Source organism: Pseudolactococcus piscium (genome assembly GCF_002441695.1).
Classification (GTDB): Bacteria; Bacillota; Bacilli; order Lactobacillales; family Streptococcaceae; genus Pseudolactococcus; species Pseudolactococcus piscium.
This window is the reverse complement of sequence record NZ_JXJW01000015.1, coordinates 21,711-39,863: the sequence shown is the minus strand read 5'-3', so window position 1 is coordinate 39,863 and position 18,153 is coordinate 21,711. Positions and strand designations below refer to the sequence as shown.

Below are 18,153 nucleotides of genomic sequence, written 5' to 3'. Positions count from 1 at the left end.
GCCTATCTGTTAATTGATCTAACTGGTGACAAAAGAACTGTATGAAAAACAGGAAATAGCTATTAGCTATTTCCTGCTTATGCTAATGTATCCCCATTTGATGCAATAACTTTCTGATACCAATAGTAACTAGCCTTAGGTATGCGTTTTAACTCCTTTTGTTCAAAATCAGTCCGATCAACAAAAATCAACCCATATCGTTTTTTGAAGCCTTGGTGAGAACTTAGCAGATCGATGACAGACCAGCAATTATAGCCTAGAACTGATACACCGTCATCCAAGGCATCTTTAATCGCTAGTAAATGTTCGTTAAGATAGCTAATACGATAGTCATCGTGTACTTGCCCATTTTCCAAAATATCTGCGGTCCCCAACCCATTCTCCGTAACGATAAGGGGTTTATGATAGGTTCTCCAATACTGATTTAAAGCAATTCTCAAGCCAGTCGGGTCAATTTCTGCGCCGTAGTCACTTGCTGCTAGATGTTCATTTTTAACAATCTCCCAATACCCATGCATATTGTAGTCAACGATATTAAATCCCGCTACCTTTGTGCCGATTGGATTAACTTCATCTGACACAAGATAACGACTAGTCAAGGTCTTATAGTAGTTAACCGAAATAAAATCGACGACTGCTAACTTTAAGACCGCTTGGTCCGCTTGAGAAAAAGTAGGATCTCGGTTAGTATCTCGTAAGTACTTGCGATAATAGGCTGGATAGGCACCATTAACATGCGTATCTAAACAGTAATCTGTTTTTAAACGATTGTTCCAAATAGCTGACATCACATCTGTGGGCTTGTTGGTTAGCGGATAAGTAACTGTAGCTGAAATAGCTGGCCCCACCTCCCCATCTTTGACGCGTGTTTTACACAGGTTTGACGCCTTGGCATAAGCTAAAAACATATGGTGGTCCATGACCACACGCAATCGTTCGGCTGCTTCACCTTCAAGTTCATAAATGTTAAGCCGCTCGTTCACACGCACCATCAAGTTTTGTTCATTATTAATCTGCCATTTTTTCACACGATCACCGAAATGCTGAAAACATAGTGCGGCATATCTGACAAAGGCATCAACCGTTCGCTTATCTGCCCAACCATTATACTTTTCAACCAATGCAAAGGGCAAGTCAAAATGATATAAGGTAACAAAAGGCGTTATGTCATGTTTAATCAGCTCATCGATGACCGCATTATAAAAGGCAATCCCTTTTTGGTTCACTTCTCCATCCCCATCTGGGATAATACGTGCCCAAGAGATAGAAAATCGATACATGTTTAAACCAAGTGCTTGCATCATAGCAATATCAGCTTTGTAATGATGATAAAAATCACTGGCAACTTTCGTATCAGCTTGTAGATGACGCCGTTTAAATGCGTTATAGTCTGCGACTGTTAACCCTTTACCAGCTTCATCCCAGGCGCCTTCAATTTGGAAGGCTGACGAGCTTGCGCCCCAGTAGAACTCTTTAGGAAACATCCTTACTCCTTACTTGATATAAATTGCATCATCTATTGTCACTAACTGTGTTTCTTGTAAGCCTTTTAACCCAAATTTTTCGTTATTTGTCAGGACAATCAACACCGTCGGATCATATCCAGCTGCTTTAATTTTTGCGATATCAAAGGTTCCTAACCCCTGATGAGCGACGACACGATCACCAACCGCAACTTGCATGTCAAAAAATGCACCATTAAGTTCAACTGTATTAATCCCTAAATGAATGAGTAAGTCAAAACCATTATCTAGCCTTAACCCTAAGGCATGCTGTGTTTTGCAAAGCATCGTTACACGAGCGCTGGCAGGTGCGACTAAAGTCCCTTTTTCTGCTACGATTGCCACACTTTTTCCCATCATATTTTTGGAAAAAACCGGATCATTAACGCTTTCAACAGGTATTAACCTGCCCGAAACAGGCGATGTAATGCGCATGTCCTCCTGATTTGCAGCACCCAATTCGTCTTGCCTATCACTTACTTGATCAGGTATATCCTCAAATCCTAAAAGATAAGTCAAACCAACTGCCCCAATAAAGGCAACTAGACAGCCCACTAGATAATACATAAATGACGTCATACCAAAAGCTGCGTAGGTAAAAATCGTTAGGACACCATTATTTGCAAAGGCATCCCCATAGACATTTCCAAGGCCCATGATGGCACCGCCAACAGCACCTGAAATGATTGCAGCCAGCATCGGTTTCTTAAGTCGTAAGTTTGCGCCATAAATAGCTGGTTCTGTGATCCCAACTAATACAGCTGAAATAAGCGCTGACCAGCTGACACTCTTTAGCTCTTTATTTTTTGTTTTGAGTGCAACACCCAAGACTGAACCACCTTGGGCAAAATTCGCTGCACCAGCAAAGGCTAGCAGATTCTGCTTGCCTGTTAAGGCCACATCATTCAAGCCAATCGGTAGGAGGGCTCTGTGCGCCCCAAAAATGACAAAGATGCCCCAACCACCACCGATAAGTGCACCACCCAGTAATGGACTAAAGGTCATCACTGCATTATAAGCTGCCTGAATGCCATTCCCTAGATAGATGCCGATCGGGCCAGTTATGCCTAACATGATTGGCAACATAATAATCAGCGAAAGTCCTGGTACCAGTATGATTTTTAAGATATCAGGCACAACGCGTTTCAACCCCTTTTCCAAATAATATAAAACAGCGACGGTCAAGATAATCGGAATAACAGATTCTACATAGGAAAAAACACGCAAGTTATCTCCACTTCCCCAAGCACCCTTAACAAAAGGCATACCAAACATACTGGCAGCTGTCTTATAATCCAGCATCATATCATTCACTTGTGGATAGACTAGGAAACCGCCTAAAACCATCGCAGAAAATTTATCTACTTTTAATGCCTTAGCAGCAGTATAAGCTAAAAAAATCGGCATGAAGTAAAAAATCACTTGGCTTGCCATAAATAATAAATTATAGGTATCTGATGTCGAAATATCTATCCCCAAAACACGTTGGAGTAATAGCTTAGCCGCAGTCAGTAAACCTTTAATCAAACCTGAAGCAGCAATAGCTGGCACGACAGGTGTAAAAATCTGTGTCACCAAAATCAAGAGACGTTCTTTAACTGAGTGTGTGCTGCTTGTGCTTGATTGAGCAGGCCCTAGCTTATCTTGAACAGCATCAAATACTTTTTCTACCTTATTGCCAATCACAACTTGGTACTGACCCGAACTGTATAGTGTCGATATGACACCCTCAACTTGATTCAGCTTCTCTGTGTTGACCTGATCAACCGCTTTGAGTTCAAAGCGTAATCTAGTAAAACAATGTGTCAGGTTAGCAATGTTCTCTTTGCCACCGACGTTTGTAATAATCTCACGCGCAATTTCTTCATAATCCATATTTGTAAGCCCTTTCATTTCTTGTCGCCTTATTATAGCATGGTCAAACAAGTAAGAAATTAAAAATACCAACTTTGAAATTTTTTTCAATAGTTGGTATTTTTTTTCATTTATGATGGAGCTTGCTGAGTAGATGCTCTATAAAAAATAACAGCATCGGATGAAATTGACTGTAATTGATATTGTCCCAGTCACCTTGATTCTCATCAATAATGGCAAAGGTAACATCTGCTAACTTGGCAATCGTACTTTTGACTTCTTGTGTAAAACAAATGATGACCTTATCCTGTATGGGAAATTTTTTGAGAATGGCTATCAAACTTCTCGTTTCACCACTACGCGTTAGGATGATAATATGCGTGATATGCGCCAGATTATTTTCGACAGTCGTATAGGAACCAGAAGAGCTGATTTGGATGACGCGATACCCATAAACTGTCAACTTCTTAGCAAAATAGCTAGCGATAATATCAGAGTAGCCATTAGCAATCATCAGAATAGAACTCTGAGCTCCCATCGTGTCTATCAACTTGTCTAAAGCAGACTGATTACAAGACAGTGTCAGACTAATATCTCTAGCCAGTGCTAAAATGTCGGTTTCACTTGTCACATCTTGCTTAGCTAGTGTATGTGAGGTCAAATAATAGCTAAATTCCTTATAACCTGAGAAACCTAGTTTCTGAGCTAATCGAAAAACAGAAGAAGGTGACGTCCAGTTAGCATCCGCAACTTTCCGGATGCCAATATGTCCTAAGTCCTCAATATTATCTTGTAAATACTGCAGGATCTGTTTCTCCGTCTCATTGAGCTTAATTGACTTCAAAATTTTGTCAAGATTGATTTGACCTCACCCCTCTCTATTTACAAGGCATTATCGCTATCTGCTGATATGACCACAAATATTCTGAGTCTATCTGCTAGTAAATCGCTACTTGTCCGCTTAATTTGATACTTCAAGTGTAACAAGAAAAAAGACAAAATACGAGTATTTAGCGTACTTTGTCTGAAAACTTATAACGTGCATCACAATCTGAAGCACAAGTATGACCTTGGTTCCCTTTAATTCAGGATAAGGTTGTGTTGCTGCAAGATATATGGGTAAGCTTTAACAAGTCGCGTCACGCCATGCACGAATGGCAAAACATCATACCAAGCCGTTAAGGCGACCCAGTAAGCACTCGGAACTGATACCGATCACCAGATACTAAGGTAACTGTTACCTGTATCACTTTATCTTGCTGCTGATAGCTAACATCCCCTTTGTCAAAGCGGAGCTGACCGGCCAATTTATCTGAACGTCTTTCTATAGTCAGCTTTGCCATGAGTTGGGCGTATAAAAAAGATTCTTGGGCAATTAAGTTGTTCTGATTCTCCACCATCGCTGCCAAATAAAAACTCAAGATCATGCCAAAAATAACTGAAATCGATAAGGCATAGAGCATGATACCACCCTTTACTCGTTTTTTGAAAATGCGTAAATAAATGTTCTCTCTTCTCCTTTTTTAAAGGTCAGCTTGATCGTGACAACCTGCTGTTTGGCTGATATGCTAACAGAGGATACCCCAAAAATCAGGGGCTGATAGCCTTGACCCGATGCATTCGTCTTCCTAAAATCATCCGCGCCTGCCTTCATACCATAGCGTCTAGACCCTTTTTCTGTGCTAACATATAAAAAATTTTGACTGACCTTTTCCAACCTAGTCGTTTCGAATTCACGTCTGAGTAAATTACAAAAAATTTGCCACTCATTCTCTCGTGATTGCCGAATGATTGCAACTTCCTGGACAATCAAATGCGTCATGCCCTGAATGACCAAAACGGATAAAGAAACAGATAAAAGTGCTACCAAACTCTCTAGTAGCGTAAAGGCTTTAAGGTATTTCTTGCAATAGTTCAAGACTGACTACCTCCTGTGCCTTATGCGTCACCACAAGCTTCTTATCTCTTTTTTCTAGTTTGACAGTAACACCATTTTGACTTAAGCTTGATTGGCCACTATCAAATGCCATCAAGGCCAGATTTAAGACGGCAATCTTTTCATTTTGTCTAGCAAGTGCGCCCCTAGATTTTGAAATCTCGACTAAGACAACGGTGCTCATGATGGCAAGTAGCACCATGGTTAGTAAGCTCTCCAGCAAGATATATCCCCTAACTTGTTGTTTTTTTATATTGACCACTTCCTAACTGCAACTGATAAATTACCTGCTTATTCCCTTCATAAGGTAAAGTAATGATAATCTTAGCTGATTTGATAGATTTGATATTGCCATTTTCTTTAAAGGTAATATTAAAATCCGAAAATAGCGTCTCTTTTGGTGTATCGAGGACTTGACCATTCATCTTGACGACATGATCTGTCGCAGATAGCGACCGCGTTTCTGCCCTCGTGATGGCTTGTGCTTGCTGATGCTTTAACGTGCTTTCAAACTGTAGGACAAACAGTTGACCTCGGACTGCATGGAGCGTATCTTGGTAAGTATTAGTAAATAATAAGATAATCGAGCAGGATATGGATAATGTGACCAAGGACTCAAGTAGCGTAAAGGCCCTAATCTGCCGGAATTTCTGGTTTCTCACCCTTGTTTTTAGCCAGTGCATAATAAGCATGGTACGCGTCCACCTGTTGTTGTGTGATATTACCGTTTTCTAGTAATATTTTCAAAGATACTTTTCCCGAATGATTAAGCTGATATAATTCTGCCTGAGACGCAACCACTTTAACCACAGCAGCGTTACCAGTCTCCTTAATCGTCGTCTTTTGAGATGATAAATTGGGGACAAATAGCAAGATGAGGATACTGATGATCATCAAAACAATCAACATCTCTAGTAAGGTAAAAGCGGCTACCATTTTTTTATGCATCATCCTTTTTTCCTCCCATTTTCTAAACCTCCTACTTACATCCCCAAATCCATCTGCGCATAGATAGGTAATAACATGGCTGCATAGATTAAAACAATCATCAATCCCACAAATAAAAATATCAAGGGTTGCACCAAATTCATCGCTGTATCTACCCTGTCAAAAAAGACCTGCCATGAAGCATCTGAATATAATAGGAGTTCCTCACCTAAGGTTGACTTCATCTCCCCATATTCGATCATCAAAGAGAGTTCCGCTGTGAAAAAACGATAGCTAGCGATTTGCTCATGAAAGGGCCTGCCAAGTTGCATGGCAGCTAACAAATCCTGGCCTATTTCACGAAATAACCGATCATCTTGCACTAGCATAAGTGATAAAATTTGTCGCATCTCTAGGCCTTGCTTGATCAAATTTCCCCACTCTCTAGCATAAAAGGCGGTTAAGTAAGTCTTGATAAACTTACCAATGACAGGTAAGCAAGCTATTTTTTGAAACAGTTTTAAGGGTGATGTTCGGTTCATATAGCGTTTTAAAAATAAGAACGAAAGCATTAGGCTTATGCTCCCAGCAATAGCTAATACTGGTAAGCCATCTAGCAACCACCCAGCCAGATTAGTCGTTTCAAGCTGAGGTAATAGATACGTTTTCAATCCTGTAACCATGATGACTAAGGCAACGACTAAGATAGCAGGATAAGTACTAACAGCAATCATTTTTTGTCTGACCCGAAGTCGACTTGCCAAGTTCTGGGTCACCAAGGCAAAAGTTTGCTGGGTATCACCATGATAATCTGCTAAGGCGACTTGCGTTATGACTGACTTTGAAAACTGTAACCTGGCTAAAATCTGCGAAATCGTCTCTCCATTTGCTAGAGAGGTTCGCATCGTGTTCACGAAGCGTTGATCAACTAGCTTTGAATGATCTAGAAAATGAATCATCTCTGATAGATGAAAGCCACTCACCAATAAATTATGCATGAGCTTGAGCAACTTAACCTGCTGTTTAACTGATAATTTTTTCGACCGTCGCCTGACTAGCACGAATAGATCCTGACCTAACCAGTGCCTCAATCTGCCGATTCCAGCCGTCATGGCTGTGATTAGAGAAGTTTTTATCTGCATAGGTTAGCACCCCTTTTCCTGCTATGAGTCGCTGATAGATAATACCAGACAAGGCATTTTCTAGCTCATCCTTGCTCACGCCTAAGGCGAGTAATCTGGCATATACACCACGAACAGATTTGGCATGAATCGTCGAAAATACCGTGTATCCCGTCAAACTGGCCCGTATGACAGCACGAGCTGTCGTACTGTCTCGAATTTCTCCTACAATGACAAGATCTGGCATGTGTCTCAGAGATAATTTAATTAACCTATCGTAGGTGTTGCCGATTGCTTCATTAAGTTGGAATTGCAAAAGCTCTGGCCTGACAAGTTCTACCGGATCTTCTATCGTAATGACCTGTTTATTTGCAAAATTGGTTTTTGCAACATGGTGCATCAATGTCGTCTTCCCTGAACCTACTGGTCCTGAAAATAAATAAAGCCCCCGACTTACCACCGCCGTTTTTAGTGATAGCAATGCCGCTTCATCCCAAAACAAGAGCGGTTGCGCTTGATCTGGCAATAATCGAACGACCAGACTTTCTCGGTTTTCAAAATCCCCTGCTGTAGATAGTCTTAGCCTCAGACTGCGCTCACCAATCTCATAGGTACAGGCACCTAACTGCGGGCGTCGCTTTTCGCCAACGTTCATACCAGCTGTAAATTTGAAATGTGAGATTAAACTTTGTCCCTCAGCAGCTGAACAAGTGATATAGTGCTTACGACTCTCCGAACGTCTAAAGCTAACAGCAAACGTCGTCTCAATAGGTAAAATATAGACATCGCTTGCACCAAAGCTAACAGCCTCTTGTAAGAGTGTTTTTGCTAATTTCTGGACCATTGCTTTTCCCCTTAATTTTTCATACGCAAAAAATCTGCGAGTTGCGCTCACAGATTTTTTTTCATAACATATGACCCAATTAGCTACTCAAGGTCAGCAAAACTGACGCCTATACGCCTTATTTAAAATAGATCATCAAATAAACTTAATTGGTTATCTTCTGGCATATTACCTAGAATGCCCATCTCATCCATCTTATCAACTAGGGTTTGAGAAACCCCAGCACGTTTTCTAAGCTCTGTTTTGCTAAGAAATTCACCATCTTCCCGCGCCTTAACAAGCTGTCTGGCGACGTTGCCACCTAGACCATCCATCGCAGAAAAAGGCGGAATCAAGGTGTCTCCTTCGATAATGAACTCACTGGCCTCACTTCGATAGAGATCTAATTTGCCAAATTTAAAGCCACGTTCTAGCATTTCGTTACATAACTCTAAGGTGCCAAAAAGGGCATTTTCGACATTACTTGCTTCAAAGCCCTTCCCTCTAATCTCTGCCATCTTGGCTTTAACAGCAGCTAAGCCATCCCCCATGACTTTTAGGTCAAAGGCATTCGCACGGATAGAAAACCAGGCACAATAATAATAGATGGGCATGTGCACTTTAAAGTAGGCGACACGTAGTGCCATCATGATATAAGCTGCCGCATGGGCTTTAGGGAACATATACTTAATCTTACTACAGGAGTCAATATACCATTCTGGTACATCGTTTTCTCGCATAGCAGCGATATAGGTATCTCGCTCTTCATCACCCATCTTGTTCCACATGCCTTTTCGAACGCGTTCCATAATCGTGAATGCCATCGATTCATCCAGACCGGCATGAATCAAGTAGACCATGATATCATCACGACAACCGATTACCTTGGCGAGGTTGGCAATCCCTTGTTTGATTAACTCTTGTGCATTGCCCAACCAAACGTCGGTCCCATGTGAGAGACCCGAGATTTGCAATAACTCTGCAAAAGTACTCGGTTTCGTCTCTTCTAACATGCCACGAACAAAGGTTGTCCCCATCTCAGGAACACCAAGTGTCCCGGTTTTTGAGAAAATTTGTTCTGGTGTGACACCAAGGACTTCTGTCCCTGCAAATATTTTCATCACATCTGGATCGTCCATCGGAATTGTCGAGGCATCCATACCTGATAAATCTTGCAGTTTACGAATCATAGTGGGATCATCATGTCCTAGAATATCGAGCTTCAAGATATTATCATGGATGGCATGGAAATCAAAGTGGGTGGTCTGCCACTCTGCATTCACATCTTCTGCTGGGAAGGCTACTGGACTAAAATCATAAACGTCCATGTAGCCAGGGATAACGATAATCCCCCCGGGATGTTGGCCAGTCGTTCGTTTCACGCCTGTACTACCTGCAGCCAAGCGCTCAATTTCTGCACCACGATAGTAATGACCGTAATCCCGCTCATAGCCTTTGACAAAGCCAAAGGCTGTTTTCTCGGCAACGGTACCAATCGTGCCAGCCCGAAATGCATAATCTGCCCCAAAAATTTCTCGAACATCTAAATGGGCGCTGGGTTGATCGGCACCAGAAAAGTTCAGGTCAATATCGGGCACCTTATCGCCTTTAAAGCCTAGGAAGGTTTCAAAGGGAATATCATGGCCGTCTTTTTTTAATCTATGCCCACATTTAGGACACTCTTTTTCAGGCATATCAAATCCCGAGCCATATTGCCCTTCAGTAAAGAACTCAGAAAACTGGCAGTCTGGACAGACATAGTGTGGTGGCAGTGGATTAACTTCTGTAATCCCTGTCATCGTCGCGACAAAAGATGAGCCGACCGATCCCCTGGAACCAACCAGATAGCCACGGTTATTGGAGCGTTCAACAAGAATTTGCGAGATGAGATAGATTACCGAGAACCCATTCCCAATAATCGAGTTCAGTTCTTTTTCGATCCGCAAGTCAACAATATCAGGCAAGGGATTGCCGTAAATAGCATGTGATTTTTCATAGGTTAATTTCGCCATTTTTTCCTCAGACTCAGGAATATAAGGCGTATAAAGATCCTCACGAACTGGCGTTAGGACATCAAAAGAGGCGGCCATTTTTTGGGTATTCTCGATGACAATCTGTCTTGCAACTGCTTCACCTAAGAAAGCAAAGGCATCTAGCATTTCAGTTGTTGTCCGAAAATGGACATCAGGCAGTGGTGCTGGCATGGCGTGTTCACCACGACCGACAGGTCGGTTAATCACAGCACCCGGACCCATAGAACGGACGATGATTTCACGATAAACTGCATCTTCTGGGTTGAGATAGTGGACGTTACCCGTTGCGAGTACTGGTTTGCCTAGTGTATCCGCAAGCTTTACCATATCTTTTAGAATGCGCTGTAACTCAACCTCATCTTTTATCGTTTCTTTGGCAATAAGCGGCCGATAAACGGCAGGCGGCATGATTTCGATAAAATCATAATAGTCCGCAATTTTAAGGGCATCATCAAAGGATTTATTGGTAACAGCTTCAAATACTTCCCCTTCAGAACATGCCGACCCGATGATCAAGCCTTCGCGATAGGTCTCAAGGACTGATTTAGGAATCCTAGGCACACCTGCAAAGTAGTTGACATTTGAGAAAGAAATCAGCTTAAAGAGATTTTTTAAGCCAGCCTGTGTTTTCGCATAAATGGTCGCATGCTTGACACGCGCTCGCTTATAAGAATTCTCATCAACTACTTTTGTATTCAAATCACTCAGTAGCGTAATCTTAAATTTTTCTTTGGCATCATTTAGGAAGATGAATAACAAGCGACCCGTTGCCTCAGCATCGAAATTGGCTAAGTGATGATTTTCCAGTGAAACTTGGAAACGTTTGGTCAACGGCCCTAAGCCATGACGTTTAATTTCTGGATAGAGATTACGGGCAAATTCTAAGGTATCGATGACGGGTTGTGTAATGATCGGTAAATCGTAGCGTTGATAGTTGATATTCATAAAGCCCACATCAAACGTGGCATTATGGGCAACAAGAATACTGCCTTGGCAAAATGCTTGAAAGGCGACTAGCACCTCTTCTAACGGCTTAGATCCGCTTACCATATCATCCGTAATACCAGTCAACTGGGTCGTAAATTCACTAACTGGATGACCTGGATCGATAAATTCATCAAATTGTTCGATGACATTACCCTTGTGCATTTTAGAGGCGGCAACTTGAATCAGTTTGTTATAAACTGCGGAAAGGCCCGTTGTTTCCACATCGAAGACGACATAGGTCGCATCAGATAGGTTACTATCATCTTCATTATAGGTAATCGGCACTCTGTCTTCAACTAGGTTAGCTTCAATGCCATAAAGGATCTTAACCCCATTTTTCTTGCCTGCTGAGTGCGCATGCGGGAAACTTTGTGCACCAGCATGGTCAGTAATGGCAATCGCTTCATGTCCCCACCGTGCGGCTTGGGCAACCAAATCCGATACATCAGTAATGGCATCCATCGTTGACATGTTGGTATGCGCGTGAAATTCAACCCGTTTTTGACCATCAGGCATCAGATCCTTACGGATATTTTTGGCCTTGATTTCGACCATGTCTCGGACACTCATGACAAGCTCATGCTTGTACTGGTCCATCTGAACACTGCCTTTAACCTTTAGCCACATGCCTTTTTTGACTAAGTCAAACATGGCTTGTTCTTCCGGTTTTCTCCCCCATTTTTGGATGATAAACGAACTGCTATAGTCAGTCATTTTGACTTCAAGCATGTGACTTTCCTTGCCAGTGGTCCGATTTTTAAAGACCTTGTGCTCAGCCGCAAATACATAGCCTTCAAAAACGACATTGGCCTCTTCATTCACCACATCCTGCATTTGGAAAACGGTATCTGTTGCTTTGATTTCTTTACCTAAAGCGAGGTGAGTAGGCGATAAATTCTCTTCTTTTGCTGTCGGAAATGCTGGCTCATTTGAAAAAGATGGCTCTGGTTGATTGGCAAGAATATCAGCTAGGGCTGCCTCAGATTTCTTCTCGTACTCAGCGACTAATCTATCGGTTAACTCATAATCGATTTTTGGCGTAATATGCAAGTCAGTAAAGCCAAATCCCTGATAATGCTTCTCCATCACTGGAAAATAATGGGTCACAAAATAGGTTAAATTTGATAGCTCACCAACTAAGATCTGGGCATCCGCTGCCTGCTCACCAGCAATAAATTTATATTTCTTGAAAATCGCTGTAAAGCTCGGTGTATCACATCCAGGTTGCTCAAAAATAGTGGGCAAATAATCATTCAGTAGGGCTTCATCATAGCGCGCATCTGTCGTTAGGATCGTTAGCTCCGTTTTGGCAATGTTTGAAAATGCCATCTCTAGCCGATAGACAAGTTCCTTATATAAGCCAATCGGTAAAATGGCTGGAAAGGCCAAATAAAAGTGCCAGATTTTGCTAACCGCATGCACTTCTACTTTTTCGATATTACCTTTAAATACTGGGTTGTTACGTATCTCGACCGGCATCTCTAGCTGATCCATTAATTTATCAAATAACGCGTTCATTGGACTTCTTTCTTGTTTCTTGAATGATGATACTTCTATTATAGCACATGCACATTCAGCAAACAGCCTGTTAAAATGTACCAAATTTGGTGCAATTTTAGGGTTATTATCTTAGACAACAAAAAAACTGCTCCGTTTAAGCAGTTTCAGTTTAAATTTTATCCAGTGTTTTAAATTACTTGACACCATGTGCCACATCGGCATGATAAATATAAGAACGTGTCATTGGTAAATTTTTACCAGATGCACCTTTTGTGAGTAAGTATTGCACAACATCGATATTGCCAGACTCAAATGAGGCCGCACAGGCTTGCAAATACAAATCCCACATCCGATAGAACCGCTCACCATATGCTTCAACCACTGCGGCTTTGACATCATGGAAATTTTCTGTCCACATCTCAAGCGTCTTTTGATAGTGACGACGAAGCGGCTCAACATCATCCAGTTGGAGTGAGGTATTGAGAATGTGACCGATATTCTCTGCAATATTTGGAATATAACCACCTGGGAAGATATACTTATTAATCCATGCATCCACACCCGCACCATCGTGCTGTCCAGTAATCCCATGAATTAATGCTGTCCCATCATCTGCTAGGCGATTATTTACTTGTTCAAAATATTCTTGTAGGTTTTCTTTACCAACATGTTCAAACATCCCTACTGACGTCACATGATTATAGGTTTGTTTGATCTCACGATAGTCTTTTAGAAAGACATGTACGCGGTCTTCTAAGCCTTCTGATTTTATTTTTGCTGTAACAAAATCATATTGTTCTTGACTCAGTGTCACACCAGTCGCTTCAAGATTATACTCTTTTGCTGCGGTGAAAATTAAAGTCCCCCAGCCACAGCCAATATCGAGTAACGTTTCATTTGGTTTTGCGTGTAATTTATTTAAAATATGGTGCACTTTATTCCATTGTGCATCCTCTAAAGAATCAGTTTCACTGGCAAAATAAGCACATGAATAAGTCATCGTTGGGTCTAACCACATTTGATAAAATTCATTGCCGATGTCATAGTGGCTTTGCACATCTTCCTTACTCACTTTTTCAGAATGTGAGCGTTTTGGAATGAGCTTTGAGAATTTAGAATTGTTCATAAAGCTATCTTTCGCTTCATAAACTGTCGTGACTAACTGCTGTAAGTCACCATCAATTTCGATTTTACCATCCATGTAAGCTTCACCAAAAGTAAGCGATGCATGGGCCATAATATCTTTGATTGGGATGATTTCATTCAGTTTGATTTTAGCAATGGGGTCACCATCACCATAATTTACTTGTTCACCATCCCAGAATTCAACGTCGATTGGGGCGTCAAAACTTGCTTTAAAAATTTGTTTGTAGATTGTTTTGTCTAACATCTTCTCCCCCTTAACTACACTGTTATTTTAGAAGAAAAAAAATGGAATGTCAATTAATAACTGTCTTTTTTGCAATGTTTTTTATGTCCGAATAATAATAAGTTGATGAATAAATAATTAAAAATATAACTTAAAAAAGCACAAACACCCTACTAGCACGCCTTTGTAAGGTTTCGAATTTTTAATTAAGCGTTTCCAAAATGGCTAATAAATTAATTTCACATAAGAAGAACAGAAAAAAATCAAGTGTAACAACTTGATCTTAATCACTTAACTTTTCTTATTTTGTCCCACTTATTTTTGATAACCTAGTCAAGAAACGTGCAAAAGCAGCTTGTCCCTTAGCATCTCTTTTAAAAACACCTGCATCTTCTAGGACCCGCTCGAATTTGCGGCCTAGCGCGGTATTCAGATAGTGATCGACATCGCCACCTGTATAGGCTAGTTTCAACTCACTTGCCCATGCTTGATGGTAGGCTGCTACATCGGTTAGCTGAGCTGTTTCTCCACTCACATAGGCTTTGACAGCTGCTAATTCAATTTTTAGGCGGGCTGGTAAAATGGCTAAGCCCATCACTTCTATCAAGCCGATATTTTCTTTCTTGATATGTTGGACATCTTGGTGCGGATGAAAGACGCCGTCAGGAAAGCTTGATGTGGTATGATTATCACGCAGCACCAAGTCCAGCTCAAACTTACCAGCTCGCATCCGTGCAATCGGTGTAATCGTATGGTGCCTTTCGCCATCTAAGCCATGTGCTAGCACATCAACAGCTGCATCTGAATAATCATCCCATGCAGCGAGTATCTCGCTACTTGCCGCAACCAGCTCCTCTATCGATGCTGATGTCAGACGAATAACCGACATAGGCCATTTAAGCGTGGCTGCTTGGAGCGTTTTAAATTTATCAAGTTTAACCTGTTTATCTGTCTGTGCAAAACTCATGGGTAACTTTTCGCCACCCCCCTGAAAATGCTCGTGGGTCAAGATGGAGCCACCAACAATTGGCAAATCAGCGTTAGAGCCTGCAAAGTAATGCGGGAATTTTTCAACAATTAGCAAAATCTTGCGTATTGCTGCACCGTTAATGACCATTGGTTGATGCCGTTCATTCAAATAAATAGCATGCTCCTGATAATAGGCATAAGGCGAGTATTGGAAGCCCCATGCTTCACCATCTAGCGTGAAGCGAATGATGCGATGGTTACTTCTAGCAGGATGATTGAGCCGGCCAAGATAGCCTTCATTTTCCATGCAGAGTTGACAGGTAGGAAAATTTGTCTGTGGCGCTTGTTTAGCAGCCGCAATTTCCTTGGGATCTTTTTCGGGTTTGGACAGGTTGATACTAATCGTCAGATTGCCATAGACAGATGGATGGACAAAAACACGATTTTTAGCAATTTGTCGCATCTTGATGTAATCATTTTCATAAGAACTTTTGAAGAATGCTGCTGTTGCTTGTTGAGGGGACACTTGATAATTTTCAGCAAATTTTCGATTGATAACTGATGGTGCTGGTGTTAAATAATCACACAAGGCAGCTTCAAACATATCCTTAGTCCAGCCGAGTCGTGTCAACTGACCATTTGACTCAGCCAAGGTAGTCAAGGTGTCGATCATTGTATACAGATTAGCATCAGCAACAGTGATAGCCGACAGCTCATCTTGTCCAACCAAGCGCCGCAATTGATTCGTTAGATAAATCGTATCCAGCACATCATAAGCACCTGAGTTGATTGCTAAGTTAGCAAATGCTTCTGTAATCATCATAAGACACGCGCTCCACTCCCGATATTACAGGCATAAAAGGCTGGTTCATAGCCAACGACAGCCAGATAGGTGTCATGAATTGCCTGTGTCACTTGCGCAACTTTATCTGTTTCAACAATCGCGATACCACAACCGCCAAATCCAGCACCTGTCATTCTAGCTCCGATGACGCCATCTTGCGCTTGCGCCGTTTCAGCTAGCGTATCAAGTTCAATTCCTGTGACTTCATAATCGTCTTTTAATGAGGCATGACTGGCATTTAGTAATTGGCCAAACTCCTCCAAATTACCCGACGTTAAGGCTGCTTTAGCCGCAATCGTTCGCTCATTTTCACTGACAGCGTGACGCGCACGCTTGATCAGCGTTTCATCGCCAATCAAATCAGTATGCTGCTCAAACGTCTCAGTCGTTAACGCCCCTAATGCCTGAATCGGCAAGACTTCTTGTAGCCGACTTAGGGCAGTTTCACATTCGTGCCTACGCTCATTGTATTTAGAGTCAGCTAACTCCCGGCGTTTATTGGTGTTCATGATCACAATACGATAGCCTGTTAACACAACGGGTACCATCTCATAGTCAAGCGTATTTGTATCTAAAAATATCCCCGAATCCGGCTCGCCAAATGCAATGGCAAATTGATCCATAATCCCTGAATTTACACCGATGAAGTTATTTTCAGTATCCTTACCAGCCTTTACCATATCAAGACTAGCCAGTGATAAATGATAAAGATCACGTGCGATAACTCCTACTAGCATTTCCAATGATGCAGATGATGAGAGACCTGACCCATTTGGGATGTTTCCCTCAATAGCTAAGTCAAAACCGTGTGGCGTTTCAAATCCCATCTTTCTAAGCGAAACAAGCATGCCTAATACATAGTTGGCCCACTTTAAGTCTGGCCGTTTTTGATCTTCATCACAGGTAAATTCAAGGATACCTAAATCCGGAAAATTCATAGAATAGACACGAATTGTTTTATCTTGACGTGGCTTAGCTACCGCAAAAGTACCGATTGTGATAGCTGCTGGAAAGACATGCCCTCCGTTATAGTCGGTATGCTCGCCAATTAAGTTAATCCGACCTGGTGAAAAATACTGTTTGGCATGCGTATGACTACCGAATTTGTCGATAAAAGTTGCAAGTAGTTGTTCCATAATCGTCTCCTAAGTTAAGTAAGTTTAAAACTTGTTTTATTGTAATAGGCTTGTCCGGCTCGTAATACAATTGAGCCAAAATCAGGATGCTGTTCGGCTCCTGGTGCGACTTGCGTTTCAAAGGTTATCCCACCATGATCAGCTAACCGTTTGCCGCCAACTAATGGTGTATCGGCCCCAAAATTTGCTGTAAAAATGACAACGCTTGGCTGATTTGTCACCATCTCCACCTTTATTTTGCCATCAGGACTCCTTAGGCTCGCCTGGACGTCACGTCCGCCATCAAGAAAGAAGGGGTGATCCAATCCAGCATAGTCGCTAACTTGTTTATCCTTGCTGTGCAAGGTATCCCCAATCTCTTTTTCCCTTGTGAAGTCAAATGCCGTTCCAGTCACATCAGCTTTTATCAAGCTCGGTAGCCCCTGTTCAAGTGGCTCATATTGGCTAGCATTCAGCCAAAGTTTGTGCTGATCAATCGTTTGTGATGCATCACCCGATAAATTATAGTAGACATGGTGACAAGGATTCCAAAGCGTATCTTTATCAGATGTTGCATAAATTTCATAACCCCATTCATTTGCTTCAGTCAAAAAATAGATGACTTTGACGGATAGTGTGCCTGGAAACCCATGCAAGCCATCTGCTAACTGTGTTGTAAAGATGACTTGTTCATCAACAATTTCGAACGCCCATTTTTTATCATGGAGGCCATTTTCTCCACCGCCGTGCAGGGTGTCCTTGCCGTTTTCATTTGCCGTGAACTGATAAGGCTTACCTGAAATAGTCGCTTGAGCACCTGCAATACGGCCTGCTACGCGACCAACGATGGCACCGAAATAAATCGCTCCCCCTTGTGTTTGTTGGTAGTCTGACGCCTTATCAAACCCTAAAACTAGGGTAACCTCTTGTTTAATCAAACTTGTTAAACGTGCACCAAAATCTGTACATGAGAGTTTAAGCCCGTGGCTATTTTCGAGTGTAATCAGGCGATAGCCGTCCCCAAAATCTGTAACTGTAACTGACATCTTCTCTTCCCTTTCTCATCCTGACATGTTGAATAAATGCTTGTTTTTTTTGCAGCTCACGCTGCTTTATCTAGTTCTAGTATAGTCCTTCATCAGGCGATCCGTTTTATGATTCAACACTTGTTTT

Annotated in this window: 15 protein-coding genes; all 15 read right to left on the bottom strand. The window is 41.7% G+C overall.

What is annotated here, in order from left to right; all coding sequences use genetic code 11:
• Window positions 1-77: 77 nt before the first annotated feature.
• The 15 genes from RU86_RS08020 to RU86_RS07950 all read right to left on the bottom strand — a co-directional run bounded on the left by RU86_RS08020 (window position 78) and on the right by RU86_RS07950 (window position 18,026).
• Window positions 78-1,484 (bottom strand): glycoside hydrolase family 1 protein, encoded by a 1,407-nt coding sequence (locus RU86_RS08020; protein ID WP_096814868.1) that lies wholly within the window; start codon window positions 1,482-1,484, stop codon window positions 78-80.
• Window positions 1,485-1,493: 9 nt separating this feature from the next.
• The gene (locus RU86_RS08015) at window positions 1,494-3,377 is read right to left on the bottom strand and encodes a glucose PTS transporter subunit IIA (RefSeq protein ID WP_096814889.1); all 1,884 of its coding nucleotides are present in this window, start codon (window positions 3,375-3,377) and stop codon (window positions 1,494-1,496) included.
• A 106-nt stretch (window positions 3,378-3,483) separates the two neighbouring features.
• Window positions 3,484-4,200, bottom strand: a complete 717-nt coding sequence (locus RU86_RS08010) for a MurR/RpiR family transcriptional regulator (protein ID WP_096814867.1) — start codon at window positions 4,198-4,200, stop codon at window positions 3,484-3,486.
• A 334-nt stretch (window positions 4,201-4,534) separates the two neighbouring features.
• On the bottom strand, window positions 4,535-4,819 hold the full coding sequence (gene comGG / locus RU86_RS08005) for a competence type IV pilus minor pilin ComGG (RefSeq protein WP_096814866.1): 285 nt from the start codon (window positions 4,817-4,819) through the stop codon (window positions 4,535-4,537).
• 11 nt (window positions 4,820-4,830) lie between these two features.
• Entirely contained in the window at window positions 4,831-5,274 is a 444-nt protein-coding gene (gene comGF / locus RU86_RS08000; RefSeq protein WP_245810504.1) for a competence type IV pilus minor pilin ComGF, read from the bottom strand.
• Complete coding sequence (comGE, locus tag RU86_RS07995) at window positions 5,249-5,515, bottom strand: competence system putative prepilin ComGE (protein ID WP_143468103.1); 267 nt, start codon at window positions 5,513-5,515, stop codon at window positions 5,249-5,251. The genes comGF and comGE overlap by 26 nt, the downstream gene beginning before the upstream one ends.
• A gap of 10 nt (window positions 5,516-5,525) precedes the next feature.
• Window positions 5,526-5,984: a competence type IV pilus minor pilin ComGD gene (gene comGD, locus RU86_RS07990; RefSeq protein ID WP_179296250.1), complete on the bottom strand. Its 459-nt coding sequence runs from the start codon at window positions 5,982-5,984 to the stop codon at window positions 5,526-5,528.
• Window positions 5,926-6,243 carry a competence type IV pilus major pilin ComGC gene (gene comGC / locus RU86_RS07985; protein ID WP_096814863.1) on the bottom strand — a complete coding sequence of 106 codons (318 nt, stop codon included), beginning with the start codon at window positions 6,241-6,243 and terminating at the stop codon, window positions 5,926-5,928. Before comGC ends, comGD begins: the two co-directional genes overlap by 59 nt.
• A gap of 32 nt (window positions 6,244-6,275) precedes the next feature.
• On the bottom strand, window positions 6,276-7,361 hold the full coding sequence (gene comGB / locus RU86_RS07980) for a competence type IV pilus assembly protein ComGB (RefSeq protein WP_096814862.1): 1,086 nt from the start codon (window positions 7,359-7,361) through the stop codon (window positions 6,276-6,278).
• Complete coding sequence (gene comGA / locus RU86_RS07975; RefSeq protein WP_096814861.1) at window positions 7,243-8,184, bottom strand: competence type IV pilus ATPase ComGA; 942 nt, start codon at window positions 8,182-8,184, stop codon at window positions 7,243-7,245. The genes comGB and comGA overlap by 119 nt, the downstream gene beginning before the upstream one ends.
• 122 nt (window positions 8,185-8,306) lie before the next feature.
• Entirely contained in the window at window positions 8,307-12,701 is a 4,395-nt protein-coding gene (locus RU86_RS07970) for a PolC-type DNA polymerase III (RefSeq protein WP_096814860.1), read from the bottom strand.
• A 175-nt stretch (window positions 12,702-12,876) separates the two neighbouring features.
• Window positions 12,877-14,073, bottom strand: coding sequence for an SAM-dependent methyltransferase (locus RU86_RS07965; RefSeq protein ID WP_096814859.1), 1,197 nt, complete (start codon window positions 14,071-14,073; stop codon window positions 12,877-12,879).
• 280 nt (window positions 14,074-14,353) lie between these two features.
• On the bottom strand, window positions 14,354-15,844 hold the full coding sequence (locus RU86_RS07960; RefSeq protein ID WP_096814858.1) for a UDP-glucose--hexose-1-phosphate uridylyltransferase: 1,491 nt from the start codon (window positions 15,842-15,844) through the stop codon (window positions 14,354-14,356).
• Window positions 15,841-17,001: a galactokinase gene (locus tag RU86_RS07955; RefSeq protein WP_096814857.1), complete on the bottom strand. Its 1,161-nt coding sequence runs from the start codon at window positions 16,999-17,001 to the stop codon at window positions 15,841-15,843. The genes RU86_RS07960 and RU86_RS07955 overlap by 4 nt, the downstream gene beginning before the upstream one ends.
• A 14-nt stretch (window positions 17,002-17,015) precedes the next feature.
• Window positions 17,016-18,026, bottom strand: a complete 1,011-nt coding sequence (locus RU86_RS07950) for an aldose epimerase family protein (RefSeq protein WP_096814856.1) — start codon at window positions 18,024-18,026, stop codon at window positions 17,016-17,018.
• Between the last annotated feature and the right edge of the window lie 127 nt (window positions 18,027-18,153).